At 37.0% G+C, this 22,771-nt stretch carries 25 protein-coding genes; 16 read left to right on the top strand and 9 right to left on the bottom strand.

Going from position 1 to position 22,771, the window contains the following annotated elements; all coding sequences use genetic code 11:
- Positions 1-109 precede the first annotated feature (109 nt).
- Positions 110-1,570 (top strand): flavin monoamine oxidase family protein, encoded by a 1,461-nt coding sequence (locus tag CN288_RS21620; RefSeq protein ID WP_098303088.1) that lies wholly within the window; start codon positions 110-112, stop codon positions 1,568-1,570.
- Between the two features lie 765 nt (positions 1,571-2,335).
- Here the strand turns inward: CN288_RS21620 and CN288_RS21610 are convergent.
- Positions 2,336-3,574, bottom strand: coding sequence for an ammonium transporter (locus CN288_RS21610; RefSeq protein ID WP_098303065.1), 1,239 nt, complete (start codon positions 3,572-3,574; stop codon positions 2,336-2,338).
- 237 nt (positions 3,575-3,811) lie between these two features.
- Here CN288_RS21610 and CN288_RS21605 point away from each other — a divergent pair, with 237 nt between their 5' ends.
- The 3 genes from CN288_RS21605 to CN288_RS21595 all read left to right on the top strand — a co-directional run bounded on the left by CN288_RS21605 (position 3,812) and on the right by CN288_RS21595 (position 6,269).
- Complete coding sequence (locus CN288_RS21605; RefSeq protein WP_098303087.1) at positions 3,812-5,092, top strand: alpha-amylase family glycosyl hydrolase; 1,281 nt, start codon at positions 3,812-3,814, stop codon at positions 5,090-5,092.
- A 385-nt stretch (positions 5,093-5,477) separates the two neighbouring features.
- Positions 5,478-5,834, top strand: a complete 357-nt coding sequence (locus CN288_RS21600) for a hypothetical protein (RefSeq protein WP_026590473.1) — start codon at positions 5,478-5,480, stop codon at positions 5,832-5,834.
- A gap of 78 nt (positions 5,835-5,912) precedes the next feature.
- Entirely contained in the window at positions 5,913-6,269 is a 357-nt protein-coding gene (locus CN288_RS21595) for a hypothetical protein (RefSeq protein WP_026590472.1), read from the top strand.
- A gap of 226 nt (positions 6,270-6,495) precedes the next feature.
- On the opposite strand, the gene CN288_RS21590 is transcribed toward CN288_RS21595, so the two are convergent.
- A complete protein-coding gene (locus tag CN288_RS21590) occupies positions 6,496-6,987 on the bottom strand; it encodes a YajQ family cyclic di-GMP-binding protein (RefSeq protein WP_026590471.1) in 492 nt (163 codons plus the stop codon).
- A gap of 142 nt (positions 6,988-7,129) precedes the next feature.
- Between CN288_RS21590 and CN288_RS21585 the strand changes: the two genes are divergently transcribed.
- Entirely contained in the window at positions 7,130-7,996 is an 867-nt protein-coding gene (locus tag CN288_RS21585; protein WP_026590470.1) for a CvfB family protein, read from the top strand.
- A 118-nt stretch (positions 7,997-8,114) separates the two neighbouring features.
- Here the strand turns inward: CN288_RS21585 and prsA are convergent, their stop codons facing one another.
- On the bottom strand, positions 8,115-8,969 hold the full coding sequence (prsA, locus tag CN288_RS21580; protein WP_026590469.1) for a peptidylprolyl isomerase PrsA: 855 nt from the start codon (positions 8,967-8,969) through the stop codon (positions 8,115-8,117).
- Between the two features lie 124 nt (positions 8,970-9,093).
- On the bottom strand, positions 9,094-9,225 hold the full coding sequence (locus CN288_RS21575; protein WP_081810956.1) for a DUF3941 domain-containing protein: 132 nt from the start codon (positions 9,223-9,225) through the stop codon (positions 9,094-9,096).
- 109 nt (positions 9,226-9,334) lie between these two features.
- Between CN288_RS21575 and CN288_RS21570 the strand changes: the two genes are divergently transcribed.
- Positions 9,335-10,192: a YitT family protein gene (locus CN288_RS21570; protein ID WP_090693300.1), complete on the top strand. Its 858-nt coding sequence runs from the start codon at positions 9,335-9,337 to the stop codon at positions 10,190-10,192.
- Positions 10,193-10,219: 27 nt separating this feature from the next.
- On the opposite strand, the gene CN288_RS21565 is transcribed toward CN288_RS21570, so the two are convergent.
- From CN288_RS21565 to CN288_RS21555, 3 genes are all read right to left on the bottom strand, one after another.
- Positions 10,220-10,417 carry a DUF3813 domain-containing protein gene (locus CN288_RS21565; protein ID WP_026590467.1) on the bottom strand — a complete coding sequence of 66 codons (198 nt, stop codon included), beginning with the start codon at positions 10,415-10,417 and terminating at the stop codon, positions 10,220-10,222.
- On the bottom strand, positions 10,418-10,558 hold the full coding sequence (locus CN288_RS21560) for a hypothetical protein (RefSeq protein ID WP_003195901.1): 141 nt from the start codon (positions 10,556-10,558) through the stop codon (positions 10,418-10,420).
- A 100-nt stretch (positions 10,559-10,658) separates the two neighbouring features.
- Positions 10,659-11,468 (bottom strand): Cof-type HAD-IIB family hydrolase, encoded by an 810-nt coding sequence (locus CN288_RS21555; protein WP_026590466.1) that lies wholly within the window; start codon positions 11,466-11,468, stop codon positions 10,659-10,661.
- A 492-nt stretch (positions 11,469-11,960) separates the two neighbouring features.
- Between CN288_RS21555 and CN288_RS21550 the strand changes: the two genes are divergently transcribed.
- Together CN288_RS21550 and clpB are read left to right on the top strand one after the other, a co-directional pair.
- Positions 11,961-12,140, top strand: a complete 180-nt coding sequence (locus CN288_RS21550; protein ID WP_026590465.1) for a YjzC family protein — start codon at positions 11,961-11,963, stop codon at positions 12,138-12,140.
- Between the two features lie 177 nt (positions 12,141-12,317).
- A complete protein-coding gene (clpB, locus tag CN288_RS21545; protein ID WP_098303064.1) occupies positions 12,318-14,918 on the top strand; it encodes an ATP-dependent chaperone ClpB in 2,601 nt (866 codons plus the stop codon).
- Between the two features lie 36 nt (positions 14,919-14,954).
- On the opposite strand, the gene CN288_RS21540 is transcribed toward clpB, so the two are convergent.
- Entirely contained in the window at positions 14,955-15,137 is a 183-nt protein-coding gene (locus CN288_RS21540) for a YjzD family protein (protein ID WP_016113766.1), read from the bottom strand.
- A gap of 157 nt (positions 15,138-15,294) precedes the next feature.
- Between CN288_RS21540 and CN288_RS21535 the strand changes: the two genes are divergently transcribed.
- The 8 genes from CN288_RS21535 to CN288_RS21495 all read left to right on the top strand — a co-directional run bounded on the left by CN288_RS21535 (position 15,295) and on the right by CN288_RS21495 (position 22,521).
- A complete protein-coding gene (locus CN288_RS21535; protein ID WP_098303063.1) occupies positions 15,295-16,029 on the top strand; it encodes an alpha/beta hydrolase in 735 nt (244 codons plus the stop codon).
- A gap of 57 nt (positions 16,030-16,086) precedes the next feature.
- Positions 16,087-16,947: an NAD-dependent epimerase/dehydratase family protein gene (locus CN288_RS21530; RefSeq protein WP_026590462.1), complete on the top strand. Its 861-nt coding sequence runs from the start codon at positions 16,087-16,089 to the stop codon at positions 16,945-16,947.
- Between the two features lie 53 nt (positions 16,948-17,000).
- Positions 17,001-17,174: a ComZ family protein gene (locus CN288_RS21525; RefSeq protein WP_026590461.1), complete on the top strand. Its 174-nt coding sequence runs from the start codon at positions 17,001-17,003 to the stop codon at positions 17,172-17,174.
- Between the two features lie 118 nt (positions 17,175-17,292).
- Positions 17,293-18,225, top strand: a complete 933-nt coding sequence (fabH, locus tag CN288_RS21520) for a beta-ketoacyl-ACP synthase III (RefSeq protein WP_026590460.1) — start codon at positions 17,293-17,295, stop codon at positions 18,223-18,225.
- 30 nt (positions 18,226-18,255) lie between these two features.
- Positions 18,256-19,494, top strand: a complete 1,239-nt coding sequence (gene fabF / locus CN288_RS21515; protein WP_026590459.1) for a beta-ketoacyl-ACP synthase II — start codon at positions 18,256-18,258, stop codon at positions 19,492-19,494.
- Between the two features lie 299 nt (positions 19,495-19,793).
- Complete coding sequence (locus CN288_RS21505; RefSeq protein WP_026590458.1) at positions 19,794-20,297, top strand: SMI1/KNR4 family protein; 504 nt, start codon at positions 19,794-19,796, stop codon at positions 20,295-20,297.
- Positions 20,298-20,551: 254 nt separating this feature from the next.
- Positions 20,552-21,340: a DUF2268 domain-containing protein gene (locus tag CN288_RS21500; RefSeq protein WP_026590457.1), complete on the top strand. Its 789-nt coding sequence runs from the start codon at positions 20,552-20,554 to the stop codon at positions 21,338-21,340.
- A 434-nt stretch (positions 21,341-21,774) separates the two neighbouring features.
- Positions 21,775-22,521, top strand: a complete 747-nt coding sequence (locus CN288_RS21495; RefSeq protein ID WP_098303062.1) for a YjbA family protein — start codon at positions 21,775-21,777, stop codon at positions 22,519-22,521.
- A gap of 26 nt (positions 22,522-22,547) precedes the next feature.
- On the opposite strand, the gene CN288_RS28955 is transcribed toward CN288_RS21495, so the two are convergent.
- Positions 22,548-22,724: a hypothetical protein gene (locus tag CN288_RS28955; protein ID WP_176527714.1), complete on the bottom strand. Its 177-nt coding sequence runs from the start codon at positions 22,722-22,724 to the stop codon at positions 22,548-22,550.
- Between the last annotated feature and the right edge of the window lie 47 nt (positions 22,725-22,771).

The raw sequence follows: 22,771 nt of genomic DNA, 5'->3' as shown, positions 1-22,771 counted from the left end.
GAATTTCTTGTTCTATGAATAGGAATTATATACATTAAATGTTAAAAATACATAGGCATCTCTACGGAGGAATATAATGCAAGGAATACTTTTGCAGAGGAGCGAAGAGATGCCTGAGAATGTGAACAATCCATTAACAACGGAGCAAATGATTCGTATTATTAGAAATGGTCTTGTAAATTCGCAATCTCCTAAACATATTCTTGTTGTTGGGGCGGGAATGGCTGGTCTTGTTGCTGCCTCTTTATTAAAAGGAACTGGGCATAAAGTCACAATTCTTGAAGCGAATGATAGGATAGGTGGGCGTGTTCATACCTTGCGCTCTCCCTTTAGTGATGGGTTATACTTTAACGCAGGACCAATGCGAATTCCTAATACACATACTTTAACTTTAGAGTATATTAAAAAGTTTATGTTGCCGACAAATGTATTTATTAATCGAACTCCAATGGATATCATTTACGTAAATGGCATTCAAACACGCCTCGGCATATTTGAACGCAGTCCAAGTATTTTAAAATATCCAGTTGCCCCTAATGAAAGAGGGAAGACAGCTGAGGAACTGTTGCTTTTAGTCATGCAACCCCTTATTGATTTTATTAAACAAAATCCGGAGAAAAATTGGTCTCTTTTAGAAAAACAATTTAGAACCTATTCGTTGGGTTTTGTGTTAAACACTTATTTTTCAGATGGTGCAATTGATATGATTGGTGTACTCCTTGATATGGAGGCGTATATGGGAATGTCCTTTATTGAAGTTTTACGGGAATCTATATTTTTCACATCAACAACTCATTTTTATGAGATAACGGGCGGCACGGATCAATTACCTCAAGCATTTCTACCGCAATTAAAAGAAAATATACTGTTCCATCAAAAAATGACACAAATCGTTCAGGAGAAAAACAGTGTAACCATCCATTCTATTCATAAACAAACCTCAGAGTATTTCACAATAACAGGTGATCTCGCCATCATAACCATTCCTTTTTCAGCTTTACGATTTGTGAAAGTCGAACCGTTTGATTCTTTTTCCTATAATAAGCGAAAAGCAATTCGGGAACTTAACTATATAGCCTCAACAAAAATTGCAATCGAGTTTAAGAGTAGGTTTTGGGAAAGAGAAGGCCAATATGGTGGTAAATCTATCACTGATCTACCCATTCGATTTACCTATTATCCAAGTTATGGGATTGGTACAAAAGGGCATGCGATGGTCTTGGTAAGTTATACATGGGCAGATGAGGCTTTAACATGGGACAGCTTATCCGAAAAAGAGCGAATTCAATACGCCTTGATGAATTTGGCAGAAATTTACGGGAATCAAGTCTATTTTGAATTCGTATCAGGTTCTTCCTTTAGTTGGGGACAAAATCCTTACTCTTGTGGAGCTTTCGCGGCTTTCGAACCGGGACAGGAATTAGAATTATACCCATATATGATTATGCCTGAAGGAAAAGTGCACTTTGCTGGTGAACATACTACACTTACCCACGGGTGGATGCAAGGGGCGATTGAATCGGGAATACGGGTTGCATATGAAGTGAATAACTTGCCAAACGTACCATAACCTGAATTATCGGTAGGTCGAAAAAAGAAAATTTTAAATTCCGTTTTCATAACTAAAAGAGTTTTTGTGAGTGATAAAGAAGTGAGAATAAACAAGGAAGAAAGTTCTATTCTTGTTTCTCTTCATAGACAAAAACTTATGTGTTAATTTTAATTACGAAAAAAGTATATTTGTTGGATCACCAATTGTTCAGTCTATGACAAACCAAAAGACGACTGTAAACCAGTCGTCTTTTGGTTTGTTCTCTAGTATTTTTCTTGCTTTTTGTAGTATTTTTTCTTGTGACAACGACATTTGAAGTAATAGTCGTCTTCGTACTTATCTTCGTACTTTTTCTCATACTTGTCTTCGTATTTGTCGTGGCACTTTTTCTTGTAATCGTCTTCGTATTTATCGTAGTATTTTTTACGGCATTTGCATTCAAACTCGAAATGTTTATGACACTCATCATCGTGTTTTTTATAATAGTATCCCATATTCATATCCCTCCTTTTCTTTTGTTACTATCAATCTATGTAAGAAGAGAAAATAAGGAAGTGTACTTGTCCAATGTTTTTGAAAAATCCGCAATCCATCTGGCTGGTTTGCTAATATTGGGGATATATGTAATTGGTAGGAAAAACTATATAAACTATTTAATTTAGAAGCAGGGAGGATGATAGATAAGTTTTTTAGAGGAATTAGAATGTTATAACTTATGTAGTTATAGCTGAAAAAGAGATATATCCTATTTTAAAAAAGATATATCTCTTTTTCGTATATTTATTACTGACTTACCGATTCTTCGGTATATTCATATGCCTTCTCTCCGTGCATCGAAATGTCTAGTCCCATTTGCTCTTCATGCTCATGCACGCGGACGGGAAGGAAGAAACTAATTCCTTTAATAATGGTGTACGTCATTACAATTGTAAAAGTATAAGTCGTTCCAATTGCGATCAGTTGTTTAAAGAGAAGTGCGGCATTTCCGTAAAATAATCCATCAGCACCACTGCTATTTACAGAAGTCGTTGCAAATAGTCCAGTTGCAATACCGCCCCATGTTCCGCCGATGCCGTGACAGCCGAATGCATCAAGTGCATCGTCATATCCAAGTTTATGTTTTAAAAAGAAAACGGCTGTGAAGCAAAGGACGCCCCCGATTGCTCCGATTAAAAGAGCGGAAAGTGGAGTGACGAATCCGCAAGCTGGTGTAATAGCAACGAGACCTGATACAGCACCGCAAGCTGCGCCCATTACAGTTGGTTTTGATTGAAAGCACCACTCTGCTAGGATCCATGTTAAGGCTGAAGCAGCAGCAGCTGTATTTGTATTAATGAATGCAGTCAGTGCTACATCGTTTAGTGTAAGGGCACTGCCAACGTTAAATCCGAACCATCCAAACCATAGTAAGCCTGCGCCTAAAAGTGTAAAGGGTAGATGGTGAGGAGAAGGTCCGTTTATGTCTTTTCTCTTGCCGAGAAAAATCGCTAGTACAAGCCCGGCAACGCCGGATGTGATATGAACAACGTTACCGCCAGCGAAATCTAATGCTCCAAGTTCGCGAAGCCATCCGCCAACGCCCCATACCCAGTGGGCAACAGGGTTGTAAACAATTGTAGTCCAAAGAAGAATGAAAATGAGAAAAGCGGAAAAACGCATTCGTTCAGCAAATGCTCCTGAAATTAATGCTGGTGTTAAGATTGCAAACATAAGTTGAAACATCATAAATAAATTGTGTGGAATAGTAGTGGAGTAGTCTGGATTTGGTGTGTAGGTGACGTTTTGTAAACCGAACCAATCGAGCGAACCGATGATGCCGTTCCAATCTGGGCCGAATGATAAAGAATAACCGATAAAAATCCATTGGATAGAAACGATTGCCATTGCGCTATAGCTATGCATCGTTGTGCTCAGTACGTTTTTGCTACGAACCATTCCGCCATAAAAAAGTGCTAGACCTGGCGTCATGATCATTACCATTACCGTCGCTAAAAATAAAAACACAGTATCTCCCATATTCATTCTTTGTCCCTCCTGTAATGTTATAAAATATTACGTATGATGTTATTTTTCATATCATATTCAATAATCAATAAAAAATCAACGTATTTTTCAGAAAATTTTAAATTATTATGTAAGAAAACCTAACATGTTATTTGTGTAAGTGCGGTTTGTTTGGAAAGTTGATATACTATTCTTACAATTAGAAAGAAGTTGGGGGATATTATGTGGAAAAGAGGAATGTTCATTTGTTTTTGTATGGTATTGGTCTTTTTAGCGCCTATGTACGCATTGGCGGAAGAAAAAAGAGAGTGGCAAGATGAAGTGATTTACTCTATTATGATTGATCGTTTTAATAATGGAGATGCAAAAAATGATAAAGAGCTTAATGTAGGGAATTTAGAAGGATATCAAGGGGGAGACATACAAGGAATAATAAAGCGAATGGATTATATAAAGGATATGGGATTTACCACGATTATGCTTTCGCCAATTTTTAAAAGCGAAACGTATGATGGGCGTGGTGCGGTTGATTTTCAAAAAGTGAATGAGCATTTTGGATCACTGCAAGATGTGAAACAGCTTATGCAAGAAGCGCATAAGCGAGATATGAAAGTGGTCTTTCAATTTGCTGTAGAAAAAGAGCAGGAAACGCTTATTGATTCGATAAAATGGTGGATGAAAGAAGCGAACATAGATGGAATTTATCTTATGCATAGTAAAGAAATATCTCGTACCTTTTTAAATGAAGTAGAACAAAGTGTTCGAGGAATGAAAAAAGATTTCCTCTTTATGACTGATGGGGAAGAGAATATACATAGTGGATACTATGAGTACATAACGGATATCTTTACGAAACCAGATACATCTATTAAACCACTTTATGATGCTAGTTTAATAGAAAATGGTAAAGTAACAGGTGCTTTTTTAGATAGTCAAGACACAAAGCGATTTATCAGAATCGCGAAAGAGAACGCATATTATCCGCCAACACGTTTAAAATTAGCTCTTGCTTATTTATATACATCACCAGGGGTGCCGATTGTTTACTACGGTACAGAGATTGCGCTTGATGGCGGGGGAGTACCAGATAATCATAGGTTAATGGATTTTAAAACTGATGAAAAATTTTTACAGTATATAACAAGATTAGGAGAGTTGCGTCAAAAGTTGCCATCTCTCCGTCATGGTACGTTTGAGTTGTTATATGATAAGGCTGGAATGAGTGTGCTGAAAAGGAAGTATAAAGATGAAGTAACACTTGTTGCAATTAACAACACAAAATGGACGCAAAAAGTCTCGCTTACGGCAAAGGAGATAGGAGAAAATCAAGAATTAAAGGGATTATTGGAAGATGAGATTATTAGAGAAGAAGATGGGAAGTATTATCTCGTATTGAAGCGAGAAGAAGCGAATGTATATCAAGTTAGAGAAAAAACAGGGGTCAATTGGCTTTTTATCTCTTTATTAGTTGGTGTAAATGTGTTGTTTCTTGCTTTTTTAATTGCTGTAAAGAAGAAAAAATCTTCTACGCTGTAAAGTGAAAGTGGATAGAGTGATGGCATATCTCTTCTATTCATGGATAATATATATTCTCTAGTGCACTACTAATTCATGAGTAGTGCACTTTTTCATTTATTCTATTACAAATGCGACAGTGGACATTATGACGAGAATATATGTTTTTTAGTAGTAATGTAGGATGAATGAAGGTGGAATTGTTTTAGCGTTTGCGGATCAGATTGATAGCGTATATAGAAGCAGGAAAGGTATTTGTAAGATTTCCTACAGCGAAAAAATATGTGGATGTATCTTTTTAAAGAATTGATTAATTCGTTTAAAACATTCTAATGTGACATTGAATAGTATGAATATGTAATCTGCATGTTACGAATCTTTTTAGTTAATAGGAGGTGGATTTAAAATGCCTTTCTCTACTGGGCCAATTGAAAACGTAGGAAATCAGCCTAATGATGCAAGGAAAGCTAGGGTTAAAATCCTCAATCGTACTGGAGGTACACTTACTGGGGTACTCCGATCTTTTAGGCTTAATGGTACAAGAGAATTAATCGAACAGAGAAACTTTTCTGTAGCTTCTAATGCTTCTACTCTTGTAGTTCTAAGTTTAGTTCACTTTGCTTCGGGACAAGCGGATCAATATGAAGTTGAAATTGTTCCTAATCAAAACGGTGGCTTATACAGTGTTTATGGAGTAACTCCTCAGGGTGTTATTATTACTGCGCAACGAGTTTTGAATACAGAATTAACGCAAATTCTGTAGTAACTATTCCTGATTAATAAAAATTTTCTGTAATCTGCAGGTTATGAATCTTTTTAGCTAATAGGAGGTGGATTTAAAATGCCTTTCACTACTGGGCCAATTGAAAACGTAGGAAATCAGCCTAATGATGCAAATGAAGCTAGGGTTAAAATCCTCAATCGTACTGGAGGTACACTTACTGGGGTAGTTCGATCTTTTAAGCTTAATGGTACAAGAGCATTAATTGAACAGAGAAACTTTTCTGTACCTGCTAATGCTTCTACTTTTATAAATCTAAGTTTAGTTCACTCTACTTCGGGGCGAGCAGCTCAATATGAAGTTGAAATTGTTCCTAATCAAAACGGTGGCTTATACAGTGTTTATGGAGTAACTCCTCAGGATGTTATTATTACTGCACAACGAGTTTTGAATACAGAATTAACGCAAATTCTATAGTAACTATTCCTGATTAATAAACACTCTCTGTAAGATTAAACTTAGATTCTTTTTCTGTGCTATTTATGAATGTATAAGAGAAATCGGCCGATGAAAGTAATGAATTTTATTTCATAAATGCAGTCTTCATCTATTGTAGTTGTTCTGGTTGGGATGTGTTTTTTATTTCCAACCAGAACCTATTGTTATTATTTCATGATGATCGCACTCTTATGGAGTTGTTTTGTTAGCGATAGTTAATGAATTGTACATCGATTGGTAAATCGGCACCGCGAATTGCTGCAATGACTGCTTGTAAGTCATCACGGCTTTTTCCAGTAACACGTACTTGATCATCTTGTACTTGTGTTTTTACTTTTAATTTTAAATCTTTAATAATGTTATTAATTTTTTTAGCGTTCTCTTTATCGATACCTTGTTGCAACGTTGCACGTTGACGTACTGTGTTACCAGCAGCGTTTTCTACTTTTCCGTAGTCTAAGTTTTTGATTGGTACTTCGCGTTTAACTAGTTTTGAAATAAGAACGTCTTTTACTTGCTCTAATTTAAATTCATCATCAGAAGTTAAAACGATTACTTCTTTTTCTAATTTAATATCACTTTTGCTTCCTTTAAAATCATATCGATTTTGAATTTCTTTTAATGCGATGTTAATAGCATTTGTTACTTCTGGTAATTCTACTTTTGAAACGATGTCAAAAGAACTATCTTTTGCCATAGTAAGCACCTCCAAATTAAATTCCATCTTCTATTATAGTGAATTTTGGTCAGTTGGACAAATAAAGGAAAAATCGTGTTATAATGAAGTTTCTTTGGAATGATAAAAATATAACTTTATATATAGAAGGGAATTAAAATATATGTATTTAGAGCCAGGAGCGATTGAACAGGTAACTGTTTTACGAGAAACGGAAATAGGATATATGGTCGGATTTGACGATGAGGATGGTTATGAAGAAGTATTCCTACATAAGAATGAAGTAGCAGGAGAAATCGAAGAAGGCGATACGATTGATGTATTTTTATACCTTGATCATAAAGAGCGAATTTCTGCAACAATGAAGACGCCGGTAATTACAGTACATGATTGGAACTGGGTAAAAGTTGTAGACGTAAAACCTGATTTAGGTGTGTTTGTTGATATCGGTGTTTCTAAAGATATCTTGATCCCAGCTGATGAGTTCCCGATTTATACACCAGTTTGGCCAGAAGAGGGCGACGAATTGTATTGTACATTAAAATTAACAAATCGTGGCCGCCTAATTGCTCTTCCAGCAAGAGACTCAGATATGCAAGAGATTATTGTAGATGCAACGCCATCTATGCGTAATAAAAATGTGAACGGACGTGTGTATCGCTCACTTCAAGTCGGTTCATTTGTATTAACAGATGAACATTTCCGCGCCTTTTTACATCATACAGAAAGAAAAGAGCAAGTTCGTATTGGTGAGCGCGTAACAGGCCGTATTATTGATGTGAAAGATGATGGTACGATTAATATTTCACTTCTTCCGCGTAAAGAAGAGGGAATGGAAGATGATGCAGCGGTGATTTATGAGTATATGGAGAGCCGCGGCGGGGCAATGCCGTTTTGGGATAAGAGTCATCCAGAAGACATTAAAGAACGTTTTAATATGAGTAAAGCAGCATTTAAACGTGCACTTGGTAAGTTGATGAAAGAAGAAAAAGTTTATCAAGAAGACGGTTGGACGTACTTTAAGAAATAAAAAAAATCCGAACAAGCGTGTAACTTGTTCGGATTTTCAGAGTGTTTGGAAACAGGAGTCAGTAGGCTCCTGTTTTTTGTCCTTGTGTTTTTCTATCAACTCACTCTATCGCCCTTTTTTATTGTTGTCCAAAAAGGCGAGAGAATGTATCTTTCAAATCACTATCTTTTACTTTAATATCAGCTTTTTTGAATTCGTCTAATAATATTTTTTGGCCAGTAGTTTGATCTGCTAACCGCTCTTCTTCTAGATTTTTACGGATGGAATCTTTTACTTCGTCATATGGTTTTAATTCTTTTTTATCGGTAAGCTTAATAATGTGGTAACCTTGTGATGATTTAATAGGTTTGCTAATTTCACCGACATTTAATTTGTAAGCAGCTTCTTCAAATTCAGATACCTTTTTACCTGGACCGAAGTATCCTAGATCTCCGCCATTATCTTTTGAACTAGGGTCTTGTGACTGTTGTTTTGCTAACTCTTCAAATGAAGCACCTTCATCCAGTTGTTTCTTAATGTCATTTGCTGTTTTTTCATCATTTACTAGAATTTGACTAGCTTTAATTTCAGGCTTATAGTTTGCTTTTACATCTTTCTCTGTAATGCTTTCCTTAATAGCTTTTTCCATCGCTAATTTGAATCTAATTTGATTTTTAAAGTCATCTTCATCTTTTAGACGGTTACTTTCTAGTACCGTTTTGAATTGATCACCAAACTGGTCTTTTGCTTTTTTAAATTCTTTATCGACTTCGTCATCGGATACTTTATATTTTTTTGTCATGATATCTTGTGCCATCATTTCATATAACATATCTTTTCCGTACCGTTCTTTTAACTGCTTGTCAAAATCACCTTTTGTAATGGTCGAGACTTTTGATGTTGCAATCGCCTCTGAGTTATCTTTTGGGCCGCAAGCAGACAGCATTAACGTTCCGAGCGCAGCTGTTGCTATCCATAGTTGTTTTCTTTTCATACTAACACCTCATCTAATTATGTTGTTATTATTGTAAAATAGAGAAGTGAACAAGAAGTGAAATTGAGATGTTTTTTTATGAAATGAAAAAGTACATCAACAAGATTGTTGATGTACAAAATAATTAAAGGTGATCTGTTTTTTTAGAATATGCACGCTTTCCTTGTGAGATGTTTTTTTGTTCTTGCTCGTTTTTTTCTGTGCGTTTTGCGTTGTTATCGCGTGCTTTTTTGTCATTATCGCTCGTATGTGGCATACATATCAACTCCATTTCTAAACAGTTGTATGTTTATCATTTCCATTTTCGTAAAGACTATGTATACAATGTAATCGTAAACGCATTATCTATAAAGGTGGGCTGGGAGATGGATTTCAAATTAAATTATGCTGAATTAACGAAAAAACTCATTGTTGTTATCATTGCCGGTTTATTAAATGCAATTGGAATGAACTTGTTCTTAACACCAGCAAAAGTATATGCGAGTGGTTTCGCGGGATTATCTCAATTACTTTCGCAAGTATTAGGTGATTTTGCATCGATTCACATATCAACAGGGGTACTTTTTGCTTTATTTAATATTCCAGTTGTTATTTTAGCGTGGAAAAAGGTTGGAAAAGCTTTTACGTTATTTAGTTTTCTATGCGTTGTATTTATGACACTGTTTTTAGAAATCATACCAGTAAAGGCAGTTTCTAATGATATTATATTGAATGCTATTTTTGGTGGTCTCATTTCGGCGATAGGAGTAGGAATTGCTTTGAAATGGGGAGCTTCCACAGGTGGTTTAGACATTATCGCAATGATTTTGTCGAAAATAAAAGATAAGCCTGTCGGAACATATTTCTTTTTCTTTAATGCGATTATCATTATTGCAGCTGGTTATTTGTATGGATGGGAAAAGGCGTTATACACGTTAGTAACATTGTATGTATCATCCAGAATTATTGATGCGATTCATACCCGTCATGTGAAAATTACAGCATTTATCGTTACAAAAAATGGTAAAGATGTACGACAAGCGATTCAATCTCGTTTAGTAAGGGGAATTACAACTGTACCAGCTACAGGAGCGTATACAAATGAAAATAAAGAAATGATAATGATTGTAATTACCCGTTATGAGCTATATGAACTAGAGCGAATTATTAAACAAGTAGATCCTGGTGCATTTACAAATGTAGTTCAAACAGTCGGCGTATTTGGATTGTTTCGGAAAGATTAAAGAGGACCGGGAATCGGTCCTCTTATTTTAATGTGCGTTAGTGATGTTTTGCAATTGCTGTTGCATCTCGCGCAATTGTACCTTCTCAGCAGTTGAAGAATTGGCGTAAGCGGATTGCAAAGCATTTTTTGCTTTATAAACGAGTTCCTGCTGTTCGGTGCTGCTTGAACAAGAAACAGCATCTGAAACAGCATCTCGCGCTTGCTGAAATAGTAGGTTGCCCATTTAAACCCCTCCGAGAGAAGAGTTGTTTCGTTCTTTTTCTGCATCAGCTAATGTACCGCGGTAAGGGAATCTTTCAGCGTGCTTCATAACAGCATCGGCCCCTTGTTGGGTGAAACGTTTTGACTTGTTCTTTTTACCCATTCGTAATTCCCCCTTATTTAGCAGAAAATAACTGACACATCGCTGTGTCTAGTTATAGTATGGGCGTTTTGCGGGAAACTATAAGTAGGGAATTTTTAGATTACAATCCAAGAACCTCTTCTAAATAAAGGGCAATTCCGTCTTCTTCATTTGTTAATGTTGTGTGATTGGCTAATGTTTTTAATTCAGGAATCGCATTGCCCATTGCAATTCCATGACCTGCGTATTCAATCATTTCAAAGTCATTATCTTCGTCACCAAAGGCAATAATACGTTCTCTTGGGATGTTATAATGACGGGAAATCTTTTGGAGCCCAACTGCTTTATTGAGGCCGCTTTTCACGATTTCAATAATCGGCCAAGGAGCACCCCATTTGCGGTGATCAATCACTTCAGCATGCATATCAGTTAAATGCCTGCGAATAGCAGTTGAATGTTCATCAAGTGCATCAATTAATAAGCAGGTTGGATGATCTTGTAAAATGTTTAGCAAGTCTCCTGTGAAAATATTGGGAGATCCGAATTCAAAGATATGTTTTTTATCTTCATCAATTTCGCGAACATATACATCATCCATCACTTCAGCGTAAATGTTTTTAACACCAAAATCGAAGCAAGCGCGAACGATTTCTTGTGCAGTGGAAAGTTCGAGAGGAGAATGGTGCGTTCCCCAATTTGCATCGAGCGGGTGATGAACGTAAGCACCGTTAAAGTTAACGATAGGCGTATTTAAACCAAGTTCTTTATAATAAGCGTGACTGGCACGAAATGGACGTCCTGTTGAAATGACAACAACATGTCCTTGTTCTTTCGCTTTTTCAATTGTCTTCTTTGTTCGTGCGGAAATGATTTTATTGTCTGTAAGTAAAGTGCCGTCTAAATCTAATGCGATTAAATGTTGTTTTTTCATGTTTTCACCTCTTATGAAAAATTTTTGTATCTATCTGTATTTCCGTTTTAATATGCAGAAATAAGAGGTTGGAAAGTGTATAGAGAAACAACCGTGAAAGGAAGTTTCTTTATATATTCATCTTACGTCGCAAAACAGGGTAGTGTCCACTATTTCCTATTAAAAACTAGAAAAGTCAATGATTTTTTCGAAAGTTCAAATAATGTTTCTTACATTTTGTACAATTTGTGAAAGGGGTTACATTGTCCGTGAAGCAAGACGTATAATGAAAACGTAATCTTCTCGTATATGTTTGACTCTCCTTTGGAACTGGCCTGGAATAGGTCGGTTTCTTTTTTTTCAACGAATGATGCTTGTTCTCCTGCGTTCATGTGTAAATTCATACATATGAACGGTAATCAAAAATATGACTCGTTTCCTAAACATAACAGAAAAGCTTTTCCGAAAATGGACATACTAACGGTGTAAGGATGTCATGGAAGGAGAATGAAGATGGGACAAAATCGTAGGTTTCGTTCTGGACAGAAGGCACCGAATGATGGGATTTATGTAGAAATTGGTGAAACAGGAAGTATGGTGAAAGATCCACAAATGGTAAAATTAACTGCTGGTGAAAGGTTTCCTGAGAATTCGAATCAAAATCGTCAGTGGACATATAAAAGAAAACCGTAAAGAAAACCGCAGTGATAAGCTGCGGTTTTTATATGTTTTTCAAAAAATGAAATATAGAGTTAAATTTATTGTATAAAAAAGGGAACAGGAGTATAATAAAGTTAAAGGTCAAATAAAGTCAAAAAATCAAAAAAGGTCAAACATCAAGAAGGTTGAAATGTTTGGAGGTTTGTGAAAATGGACTTAAATCAAATGACGACAAAAACACAAGAAGCGATTATGAGTGCCCAGTCTTTAGCGTTATCCCATCATCATCAAGAAGTAGATACTGTGCATCTATTACTTGCATTACTCAAACAACAAGATGGATTAGCGGTGCGTATCTTTCAAAAAATGAATGTTAATATAGAAGAGTTAACGAAAGGTGTAGAAAGTTTAATTAAGAAGAAGCCTTCTGTAACTGGAAGCGGAGCAGAAGCAGGGAAATTATATGTGACGAGCTTATTGCAGCAACTACTTGTAAGGGCGGAGTCTGAAGCGAAAAAACTGCAAGATGATTATATTTCAGTGGAACATGTATTGCTCGCATTTTGCGAGGAAAAAGGTGATATACATCAGCTATTTACAAAGTTCCATATTACAAAGGGTATATTGTTACAGTCTTTAATGGAAGTTAGGGGGAACCAAAGAGTGACTAGTCAAAATCCAGAAGTAACATATGAAGCATTAGAAAAGTATGGTCGTGATTTAGTAGCTGAAGTAAAACAGGGGAAAATTGATCCTGTCATTGGGCGTGATAGCGAAATCCGCCGCGTCATCCGTATCCTTTCTCGTAAAACGAAAAACAACCCTGTTTTAATTGGTGAACCTGGGGTTGGTAAAACAGCGATTGTTGAAGGATTGGCACAACGAATTGTGCGAAAAGATGTACCAGAAGGATTGAAAGATAGAACAATCTTTGCATTAGATATGAGTGCACTTGTGGCAGGTGCCAAGTTCCGCGGTGAATTTGAAGAGCGTTTGCAAGCTGTTTTAAATGAAATTAAAAAAAGTGAAGGACGCATTCTTTTATTCATTGATGAGCTTCATACAATTGTCGGTGCGGGTAAAACAGAAGGAGCCATGGATGCAGGGAATATGCTAAAACCAATGCTTGCCCGTGGTGAACTGCACTGTATTGGAGCGACTACTTTAGATGAGTACCGAAAATATATTGAGAAAGATCCGGCGTTAGAACGTCGCTTCCAACAAGTGTTAGCAGAAGAGCCAACAGTAGAAGATACGATTTCTATTTTACGTGGTTTAAAAGAGCGTTTTGAAATTTATCATGGTGTAAATATTCATGACCGTGCGATTGTAGCGGCGTCTGTATTGTCCGATCGATATATATCCGATCGCTTTTTACCAGATAAAGCAATTGATCTTGTCGATGAAGCGTGCGCAACAATTCGAACAGAAATTGATTCCATGCCAACAGAATTAGATGAAGTAACGCGCCGCATTATGCAGTTAGAAATTGAAGAAGCTGCTTTAGGAAAAGAAACAGACCGTGGTAGTCAAGAAAGATTAAAAACATTGCAACGTGAATTATCTGATTTAAAAGAAGTTGCAAATGGGATGCGAGCGCAGTGGCAAAAAGAAAAAGAAGAAATCCATAAGGTTCGTGACTTAAGAGAACACCTGGAACGTTTACGTCGTGAACTAGAAGAAGCAGAAGGGAATTATGATTTAAATAAAGCAGCAGAGCTTCGTCATGGTAAGATTCCAGCGGTGGAAAAAGAATTAAGAGAAGCGGAAGAAAATGGAGCAGGAAATGAACAAGAAAACCGACTGCTTCGTGAGGAAGTTAGTGAAGAAGAAATTGCAAATATTGTTTCACGCTGGACAGGAATTCCAGTTGCCAAGCTTGTAGAAGGGGAACGTGAAAAACTGCTGCGCTTAGAGCAAATTTTATCAGAACGCGTGATTGGACAGGAGGAAGCAGTGAGTCTTGTGGCAGATGCAGTTCTTCGTGCTCGCGCGGGTATTAAAGATCCAAATCGTCCAATCGGTTCATTTATCTTCTTAGGCCCTACAGGTGTAGGGAAAACAGAGCTTGCCAAAACATTAGCACAATCTTTATTTGATAGTGAAGAACAAATGATTCGTATTGATATGTCTGAGTATATGGAGAAACATGCTGTGTCTCGCTTGATTGGGGCTCCTCCTGGATATGTAGGTTATGAGGAAGGTGGACAATTAACAGAGGCAGTGCGTCGTAAACCGTATTCCGTTATTTTATTAGATGAAATTGAAAAAGCGCATCCAGAAGTATTCAACATTTTATTACAAATGTTAGATGATGGGCGTATTACAGATTCACAAGGACGAACTGTAGATTTCAAAAATACAGTTATTATTATGACATCAAATATTGGTTCAGGCTATTTACTAGAAGGTTTACAAGAAGATGGTGCGATTAAAGAAGAATCGAGAGAGCTTGTTATGGGGCAGCTTAGAGGACATTTCCGCCCTGAATTTTTAAACCGTGTGGATGAAATTATTTTATTTAAACCACTTACAACAAATGAAATTAAAGGCATCGTTGATAAAATTGTGAAAGAATTGCAAGGACGTTTAGTAGATCGTCATATCACGGTGGAATTGACAGAAGCTGCAAAAGAATTTGTTGTAGAATCTGGATTTGATCCAATGTATGGCGCACGCCCGTTAAAACGATATGTACAGCGTCAAATTGAAACGAAATTAGCAAGAGAATTAATTGCAGGAACGATTACAGATAATAGTCATGTCGTTGTTGATGTAGGGAACAATGAATTAGTTATTCATGTAGAGTAAAAAAAGAGTTCGGATGTAATCCGGACTCTCTTTTTATTAGTGTTGTTCTACTGGTTCGTTTGGAATTGCAGCAGCAATTGCCATTACAAGTACAGCAAGAACAATTGAGAATTTAGACGCTAGCGCGAAATCGTATACACCGCCAGTCATAGAGCTAATTACGTAGCTCATCATATGTACAAGCATAAACGACCAAATAAAGGCCCAAATTACACGCATCTTTTCACACCCCTATTCGTTCAATCTGTCCTTATTGTAACACAATTGAAAACAGAATATAGAAAAATATTTGTGGATTTTTCAACGCAAATTCGGATTCTGTTCATACATTATAAAAGAGTAGTTTTTTATGTTTAGAAAATAAGGCGGGAGAATAATGAGTGTTACGGAACGTTTTTTTTACTTAGAGCAAGAACCGTGTGTAATTTATTTGCCAGAGAAGCCAAATGGATTCGGTGTCATGCTACTTGGTGATTACAATTATTTTATTGAGAATGGTACAAGTTTATGGATGCAGCATGCGGGGCGCGCTCATTTTTTAAATGGGCTCATAGAGAATGGATATACGGTTTTTTCATCTAATTTATACGGAAGACATTGGGGGAATGATCAATCGGTTCGTTTAGCGAAGCGATTGTATCATGTTGTGATGAAGAAAGAAACACTAAACGAACAAATTCATATCATTGCAGATGGAATGGGAGCACTTGTGGCTCTTGAAATGATGAATCGGTACCCAGAGTGTATCCGATCTGTGGTGATGCTTACTCCATGCTTAGATTTGCCTGCACATGTGGAATTTGAGAAAGAGCACAAATTTTTCTATAAAAGGCTAGTGAGAGAGTTATCACTTGCGTATGATGTGAAGGAAGCTTTGTTAGAAGCGAAAATTTCCAAGAAGTCCTTTTCTTATTTACCTTCTTGTGTACCTGTAAAAATATTTGTACCGACCCAAGAAAAAAAAGCGCGTAAGCAGTTGGTACGAGAATATGAAAAAAAGCGAATAAATGAAAATTGTGAGACATCATTATCGTTTCATTTACAAGATGTAAAATATAAAATGGTTCAACATACATGTCGTTTCTTTAAAAAGTATGAGGAAGATTTATGAAGCTCCAATATACATAGATGAGGAGCTATTTGTTTAGAGAGGGAAAGGATTGGTGACATGAAGCGCGTACTGATTATAGGGGCACTTTCGTTTGTAGGCTTTCATCTTGTAAATAAAATGCTTGCGGAAGAAGTGGAAGTGTATGGCCTTGATTTTGCTGATCTAGAAAGTATGTCAAAGGTAAGTGAAGAAAAGTTATATTTAATTGGGCGGAATGCTCTGTTTGTGTATTCGTCTATAAGAGGTGAAAATGGATGGAAGACGATAGAAACCGACCATTTTGATGCGGCTTACTTTTGCTTATGTGAACCGAATCAGCAAAATGGATTTCGGAATGAACGAATCATTTTACAATATTTGAAACGTGTTATCCATATGTGCGAGAGAAAGAAAGTGAAGCTAAATCTACTTTCTTCTATTGAAGTAGCAAATATGGAAGATGAATCTGAAAATAAACGGTTATTTATGAAAGTAGAGGAAGAGGTAGAAAAGGGAAATATCCATTATAGTATTCTACGTGTTCCAGTTTTATATGGCCCATGGCAACCTTCTTTTATGACGTACCATAGGCTCATTCTTTCTGAAATTATGGAAAAGGAATATCAACTTGCCCAAAATGAAAATGGAGCGGATCTTCTTTATGTAGAAGATGTGTGTGAATATTTATGGGAAAAAGGCAAAAGTGTAGAAAATTTAGGGGTATATAATATGGTCAGTGGTAAAAAGAATTTATGGGAAAAAGGAATTATGCTTTTAAATGCCGAGGATAAAGTGAAGAAAACTGTTAAAGAGGAAAGTAGAGAAGCGATAAAGAGTATTTGTATTGAGAAAAACACACCGTTAGAATTCGGTTTAAATAAACAACTGGCACATTTAAAACGATATAAAGAGTTATACGAAGGACAAAACACATGGTAAACTAGTGTAGAAATAAGGAGTTTGTTACTCCTTTATGGAAAGGATGAAGAACTATGAATGAAAAAAATATGCAGTTTTTACAAATCGCTATGAAACACCTGCCAGAAGCAAAGGCAATTTTAGATGATAATGGGATTGCACTTGATATGGAAAAAGCACAACCAGTACTAGAGCTATTAATGAAAGTAATGGATGAAGCATATGAACTTGGAAAAGCGGGAAAATAAGGTCGACAATATGTCGGCCTTATTTTTTTACTTAGAAATATATTCTAGACAAATAAACATTTATGTTTTAGAATTAGTACCAAGTCATAATAATTGATATAAAGCGGAGGGCTGCGATGTGAACGTAGGCATTTTAGGAATTGGGAGATATGTGCCAGAAAAAGTAGTCACTAATCAGGATTTAGAGAAAATAATGGATACATCAGATGAATGGATTCGTACGAGAACGGGAATTGCAGAAAGACGCATTGCCGATGATACAATAGATACTTCATATATGGCGGTAGAAGCTGCCAAGAAAGCACTTGAAGATGCAGGAATTAGTGGAGAACAAATTGATCTTATTTTGGTGGCAACGGTAACGCCAGATCAATCTTTCCCAGCAGTTGCTTGCGTGATTCAAGAACAAATTGGTGCTAAGCATGCAGCGGCGATGGATTTAAGTGCGGCATGTGCTGGATTTATGTACGGAATGATTACAGCGCAGCAATTTATTCAAACGGGAACTTACAAAAATATATTAGTAGTTGGTAGTGATAAACTATCTAAAATTGTTGACTGGAACGACCGCAATACAGCCGTATTATTTGGAGATGGAGCAGGTGCTGTTGTCATGGGAGCTGTTTCAGAAGGGAAAGGTGTTCTTTCATTTGAATTAGGAGCAGATGGAAGTGGTGGCAAGCATCTTTATCAAGATGAATATGTTATGATGAATGGTAGAGAAGTCTTTAAATTTGCTGTTCGTCAACTTGGTGACTCTTGTCTTCGCGTTATTGAAAAAGCCGGTCTTACGAAAGAAGATGTGGACTTTTTAGTTCCGCACCAAGCGAATATTCGCATTATGGAATCGGCAAGGGAACGATTAAATTTACCACAAGAGAAAATGAGTACAACGATTGAAAAGTTCGGAAATACGTCAGCTTCTTCAATTCCAATTGCGATCGTAGAGGAATTGCAAAATGGACGTATTCAAGATGGTGATTTAATCATATTAGTTGGCTTTGGTGGCGGATTAACATGGGGAGCAGTTGCTCTTCGTTGGGGTAAATAAGGACTGAGAGAAAAAAGGAGTGTATTTTGTATGGAAAAGAAGCGTGTTGTAATTACAGGATTAGGAGCTGTTACGCCGATTGGAACAGATGTTGAGACAGCTTGGAATAACATTAAAAAGGGTGTATCTGGAATCGGACGTATTACACGCTTAGATCCTGAACAATTTCCTGCAAAAGTAGCAGCGGAAATTAACGACTTTGAAGTCGAGAAATATATAGATAAAAAAGAAGCACGCCGTATGGATCGCTTTACACAATATGCTGTGGCAGCAGCAAAAATGGCTGTTGCAGATGCGAAATTAGAAATTACAGAAGAAAACGGCCCGCGCATCGGGGTATGGATTGGTTCTGGAATCGGTGGTATGGAAACATACGAGGAGCAATTTAAAATCTATACAGAAAAAGGGGCACGCCGCGTTAGTCCTTTCTTCGTACCAATGATGATCCCTGATATGGCTGCTGGTCAAGTATCGATTGCAACAGGTGCAAAAGGAATTAATACTTGCTCTGTAACAGCTTGTGCATCAGGTGCAAACTCAATTGGTGATGCTTTTAAAGTGATTCAGCGTGGTGATGCAGATGCGATGATTACAGGTGGAGCAGAAGCGCCGTTAACAACTATGGCGTTTGCTGGATTCAGTTCAGCTAAAGCATTAACATTTAATGAAGACCCAGCAACAGCATGTCGTCCATTTGATAAAAACAGAAGTGGATTTGTAATGGGAGAAGGATCAGGTATTCTTATCCTTGAAGAGTTAGAACATGCATTAGCACGTGGTGCGCATATTTATGCTGAAATTGCTGGATATGGTGCAACAGGTGATGCGTTCCATATTACAATGCCTGCCCCTGGCGGTGAGGGCGGTGTTCGTGCGATGCGTCAAGCACTAGCAGATGCAGGTCTTCAGCCGGAGGATATCGATTATATTAATGCCCATGGCACAAGTACAGATGCGAATGAGAAATACGAAACGATGGCAATTAAAGAAACATTTGGTGACCATGCATATAAAGTAGCAATTAGCTCTACAAAATCAATGACTGGACACTTATTAGGAGCAGCTGGTGCTGTTGAAGCGATTTTCTCTGTTAAATCGATTACAGATGGCGTAATTCCGCCAACAATTAACTATGAAACACCAGATCCAGAATGTGATTTAGATTACGTACCAAACAAAGCGAGACATCAAGAAGTACGTACGGTTTTAAGTAACTCATTAGGATTCGGTGGCCATAACGCAGTATTAGTATTTAAAAAGTATCAATAATATATTGTAGTAAGAGGGTGTTTTGAGAAGCAGCAAAGGGGTTGTTTCTTAAAACACCCTTTTTTAGGTGGGAAAGATCGTCCGATCATACGTAGAATCGATCGGCTTTTTTTCATTTATCTTATTCTTCTCTTTTTTTATAATGAACGGTATGATGGAAGTAAACAACAAGATACCTATGTTACATATAACAGAAGTCATTCTAAATTTTATAAAAATGTCAAAAACATGATGCTCCTTTTAGTTATCAGGTTGGGGTATAAAGAAAAAGCACACGATGAAAAGGAAGTGAAACTCACATGGTGAACACATTGCATACCTTTTGGGAGGACTCTGATGAGTTCGTAAACCCAAATCCAGTTACAGATGAAATGATTCGGATTGCAGAAGAAAAATTAGGTTATAAATTACCAGATTCCTACATTTGCTTAATCAAATCGCAAAATGGTGGTACACCTGTACAGAATTGTTTTCCTACTACCGTACCTACCTCTTGGGCTGAGGATCATATTTACGTAGCAGGATTCTATGGCATTGGTGGAGAGCATGGAATTGATACGGAGGGAATTTACATGATAGAGGAATTTGAATATCCACCTTCTTGTATATATGTAGGAGAATCGCCTACAGCTGGACACGATGCTGTTTTGTTAGACTATAGCGATTGCGGAAAACAAGGCGAACCAAGAGTAATTCATGTGAATGTAGAAAATTATCAAGATCCAATCATTACGTTCTTAGCGGACGATTTCCAAACTTTTTTAGAAGGGTTACTCCCGTACTCTCATTTTGACAAGGATTAAATGTTTGATTGTCGACAAACAGGCTCTTTTTTGAAGGGCCTGCTTGTATGAACAAAAACCAAATTATAATTCTTATACCCGCCTTTTCCCTTCAGTTTAACAGTGCTCCAACAGAAGTTCCCTTCAGCAAGCACATGCAGGAAAGATGAAGCTGTGCAATTCGAAACAAATCAAAGCCAATCAAAAGTTTCACTTCATCACTTCGCGTTCGCTCCTTTTCTTGCATATGTATAGAAGAGAGGGGAGAGGTGAAGATGGGGATTATTCAAACTGCAGATTGGTTGCATCTTTATTATGGACGCCCAGAAAAACTTTGTGAGAAGTTTACAAAATATATTCCATTGCCAAAAGAAAGATTATATCGTTTTTTAATTTCTAAAGGTATGTATCGACCAGTGATGGAAGGAAAAAAGGAAATTGAGCAGTTAGAGGAAAAACAGATTTGGAAAGAGCTTGCCAAGGAGTATGAAGAACTTAAGAACTGGTTGCAAGGCCCGGATGTCCCTGTCTTTATTTTATTATCAGATTCATATAATCGCACTGTGCAAACGGAATATAATGGAAAATCTGGCTTAACAATGCGTCACGTGATTTTCTTATTCGTATGTGGGCGAAATACGGTAGAGGAATTAAAAGCTTTACTTACACATGAATATCATCACATATGCCGGTTACACCAAATTGAAAAGACAGAAAAGGATTATACATTACTTGATACGATGATAATGGAAGGGCTTGCAGAGCAAGCGGTGTATGAAAGGCACTCAGAAAAGAGTTATGCACCATGGACATCGTACTTTACAAAAGAAGAAGCGATTCATTATTGGGAGAAGATTGTAAAAAACAGAAAAGATATTCAGAGAGGAACAAGGGAGCATGATTATTTATTAAATGGAGTGCAACTGTACCCAAAGATGCTGGGATATGGCGTCGGATTTCATATTGTAAAAGATTGTGTGGAACTTGAAAAAGATAATACGCTTTCTTTATTGTCTTTAGATGCAGTCCGCATATTAAATAAAGCGAAAACATTTACTTCTTGATAAGGAATAAATAAGAAACTTGGCGCTGCCAAGTTTTTTTGCATGATGAAAATGGAAGTAAGGAGCAGTGGAGAAATAATATAAAACGAAAGAAAGCCTTTCTTTCTAGGTGGAAGAGAGTGTCCGATCATGCGTAGAAGCGGTTAAGGCCTTGTTTCTCTTCGTGCCGAGTGAAACAAAAGGAGATAAAAGTACAATTTCACTTCTGGTGGCTTCGCGCCTTCCAGCGAGGCAAAAATCGCCTCTAGGTCAGGAGCTCCATCCTCCTCACATTCTAAGCGAGCCGCTGCCGCTTTTTGTTATTATAGCCACGGCTTATATGTCGAAAAAACAAAATGGATATATGAATAGAATATATTTCCTTTAGTGGAATAAATTTTTTAAAAACTGAACATAATGAGATGTACAAACAGTAATAAAGTGAGGGGTAGAAAATGTTATATCTACATGATGTATGGGTAAATTGGTTTGAAGGTGAAGAAAATGGGTATAACGTTTGTAATTTTTACGAATGGCGGAAGGATGATACGATCGAATTATTAGATCAAGTGCCATTATTAAAAGTAGATTCTACATTATATCATTACATCGAGAACGAATTATTGGAACTTCCGCAAAAATTATTGGAAGACGTACATCATAAGGCGTATATTCGTAAAAATCATGAGCGTTTGCAACAGGAGTATTGTTTTGTTGTAACAGATGGAAAAGGAATTATTGCAGTGGATTCAATTGGCTACAATGTGCCGATTCGAAAAAGTAGGCTTATTCCACGTCAAGAGCAGATGGTATATGAGATGGTAGAAAATGTACAAGCAGAAAACTATGAGTTTCAAATGGAAGAATCACAAAAAGAACATCATATTTTATCGCCATCGCCATATATTATGAATGGCTTAACGCGTAAAGAAAGACAATTAAAACAATTGCTTTTTATGGCGCTAGATCAACTACATACAACGAAAAATCCAGCTGAGATTCGCTATTGGTATACAGAATGGGATCCATCTGCATATGGAACTGTTCAACATATGAAATTTGAAGATGTTTGGGAGCGCCTTTATGAAGAAGCGCAATATGGCTGGTCAGAGAAGCATGAACAGCTATGTGAACGCCTTGTAAAAGGGCAACCATTCTTTGAAAAGCTATGGGAAATGGAAAATGAGCAAAAGGTAAATTAAAAAAACCGCCAAATTTGGCGGTTTTTTTAATTTAGTCGAGCTCCAGTGGGAAGAATGTTCAGTGGCTTCGCGCCTTCCTGCGAGGTAAAAAGCGCCCCTGCGTCAGGAGCTCCATCCTCCTCACATTTTAAACGAGCCACTTCCGCTTTTTGTAGTAATCTAGCTCCGGCTCCTAGCCCTTCGCGTCTAAGAACCTTCCCCACGAGAAGGTAAAAAGCACCCTCTGTGGGAATGAAGTGAACCCTGAAAA

Origin of the sequence: Bacillus sp. AFS023182 (assembly GCF_002560575.1) — a bacterium.
Lineage (GTDB): Bacteria > Bacillota > Bacilli > Bacillales > Bacillaceae_G > Bacillus_A > Bacillus_A arachidis.
Note: the sequence above shows the minus strand (reverse complement) of the source record. Positions and strands in the feature narration are given on the sequence as shown.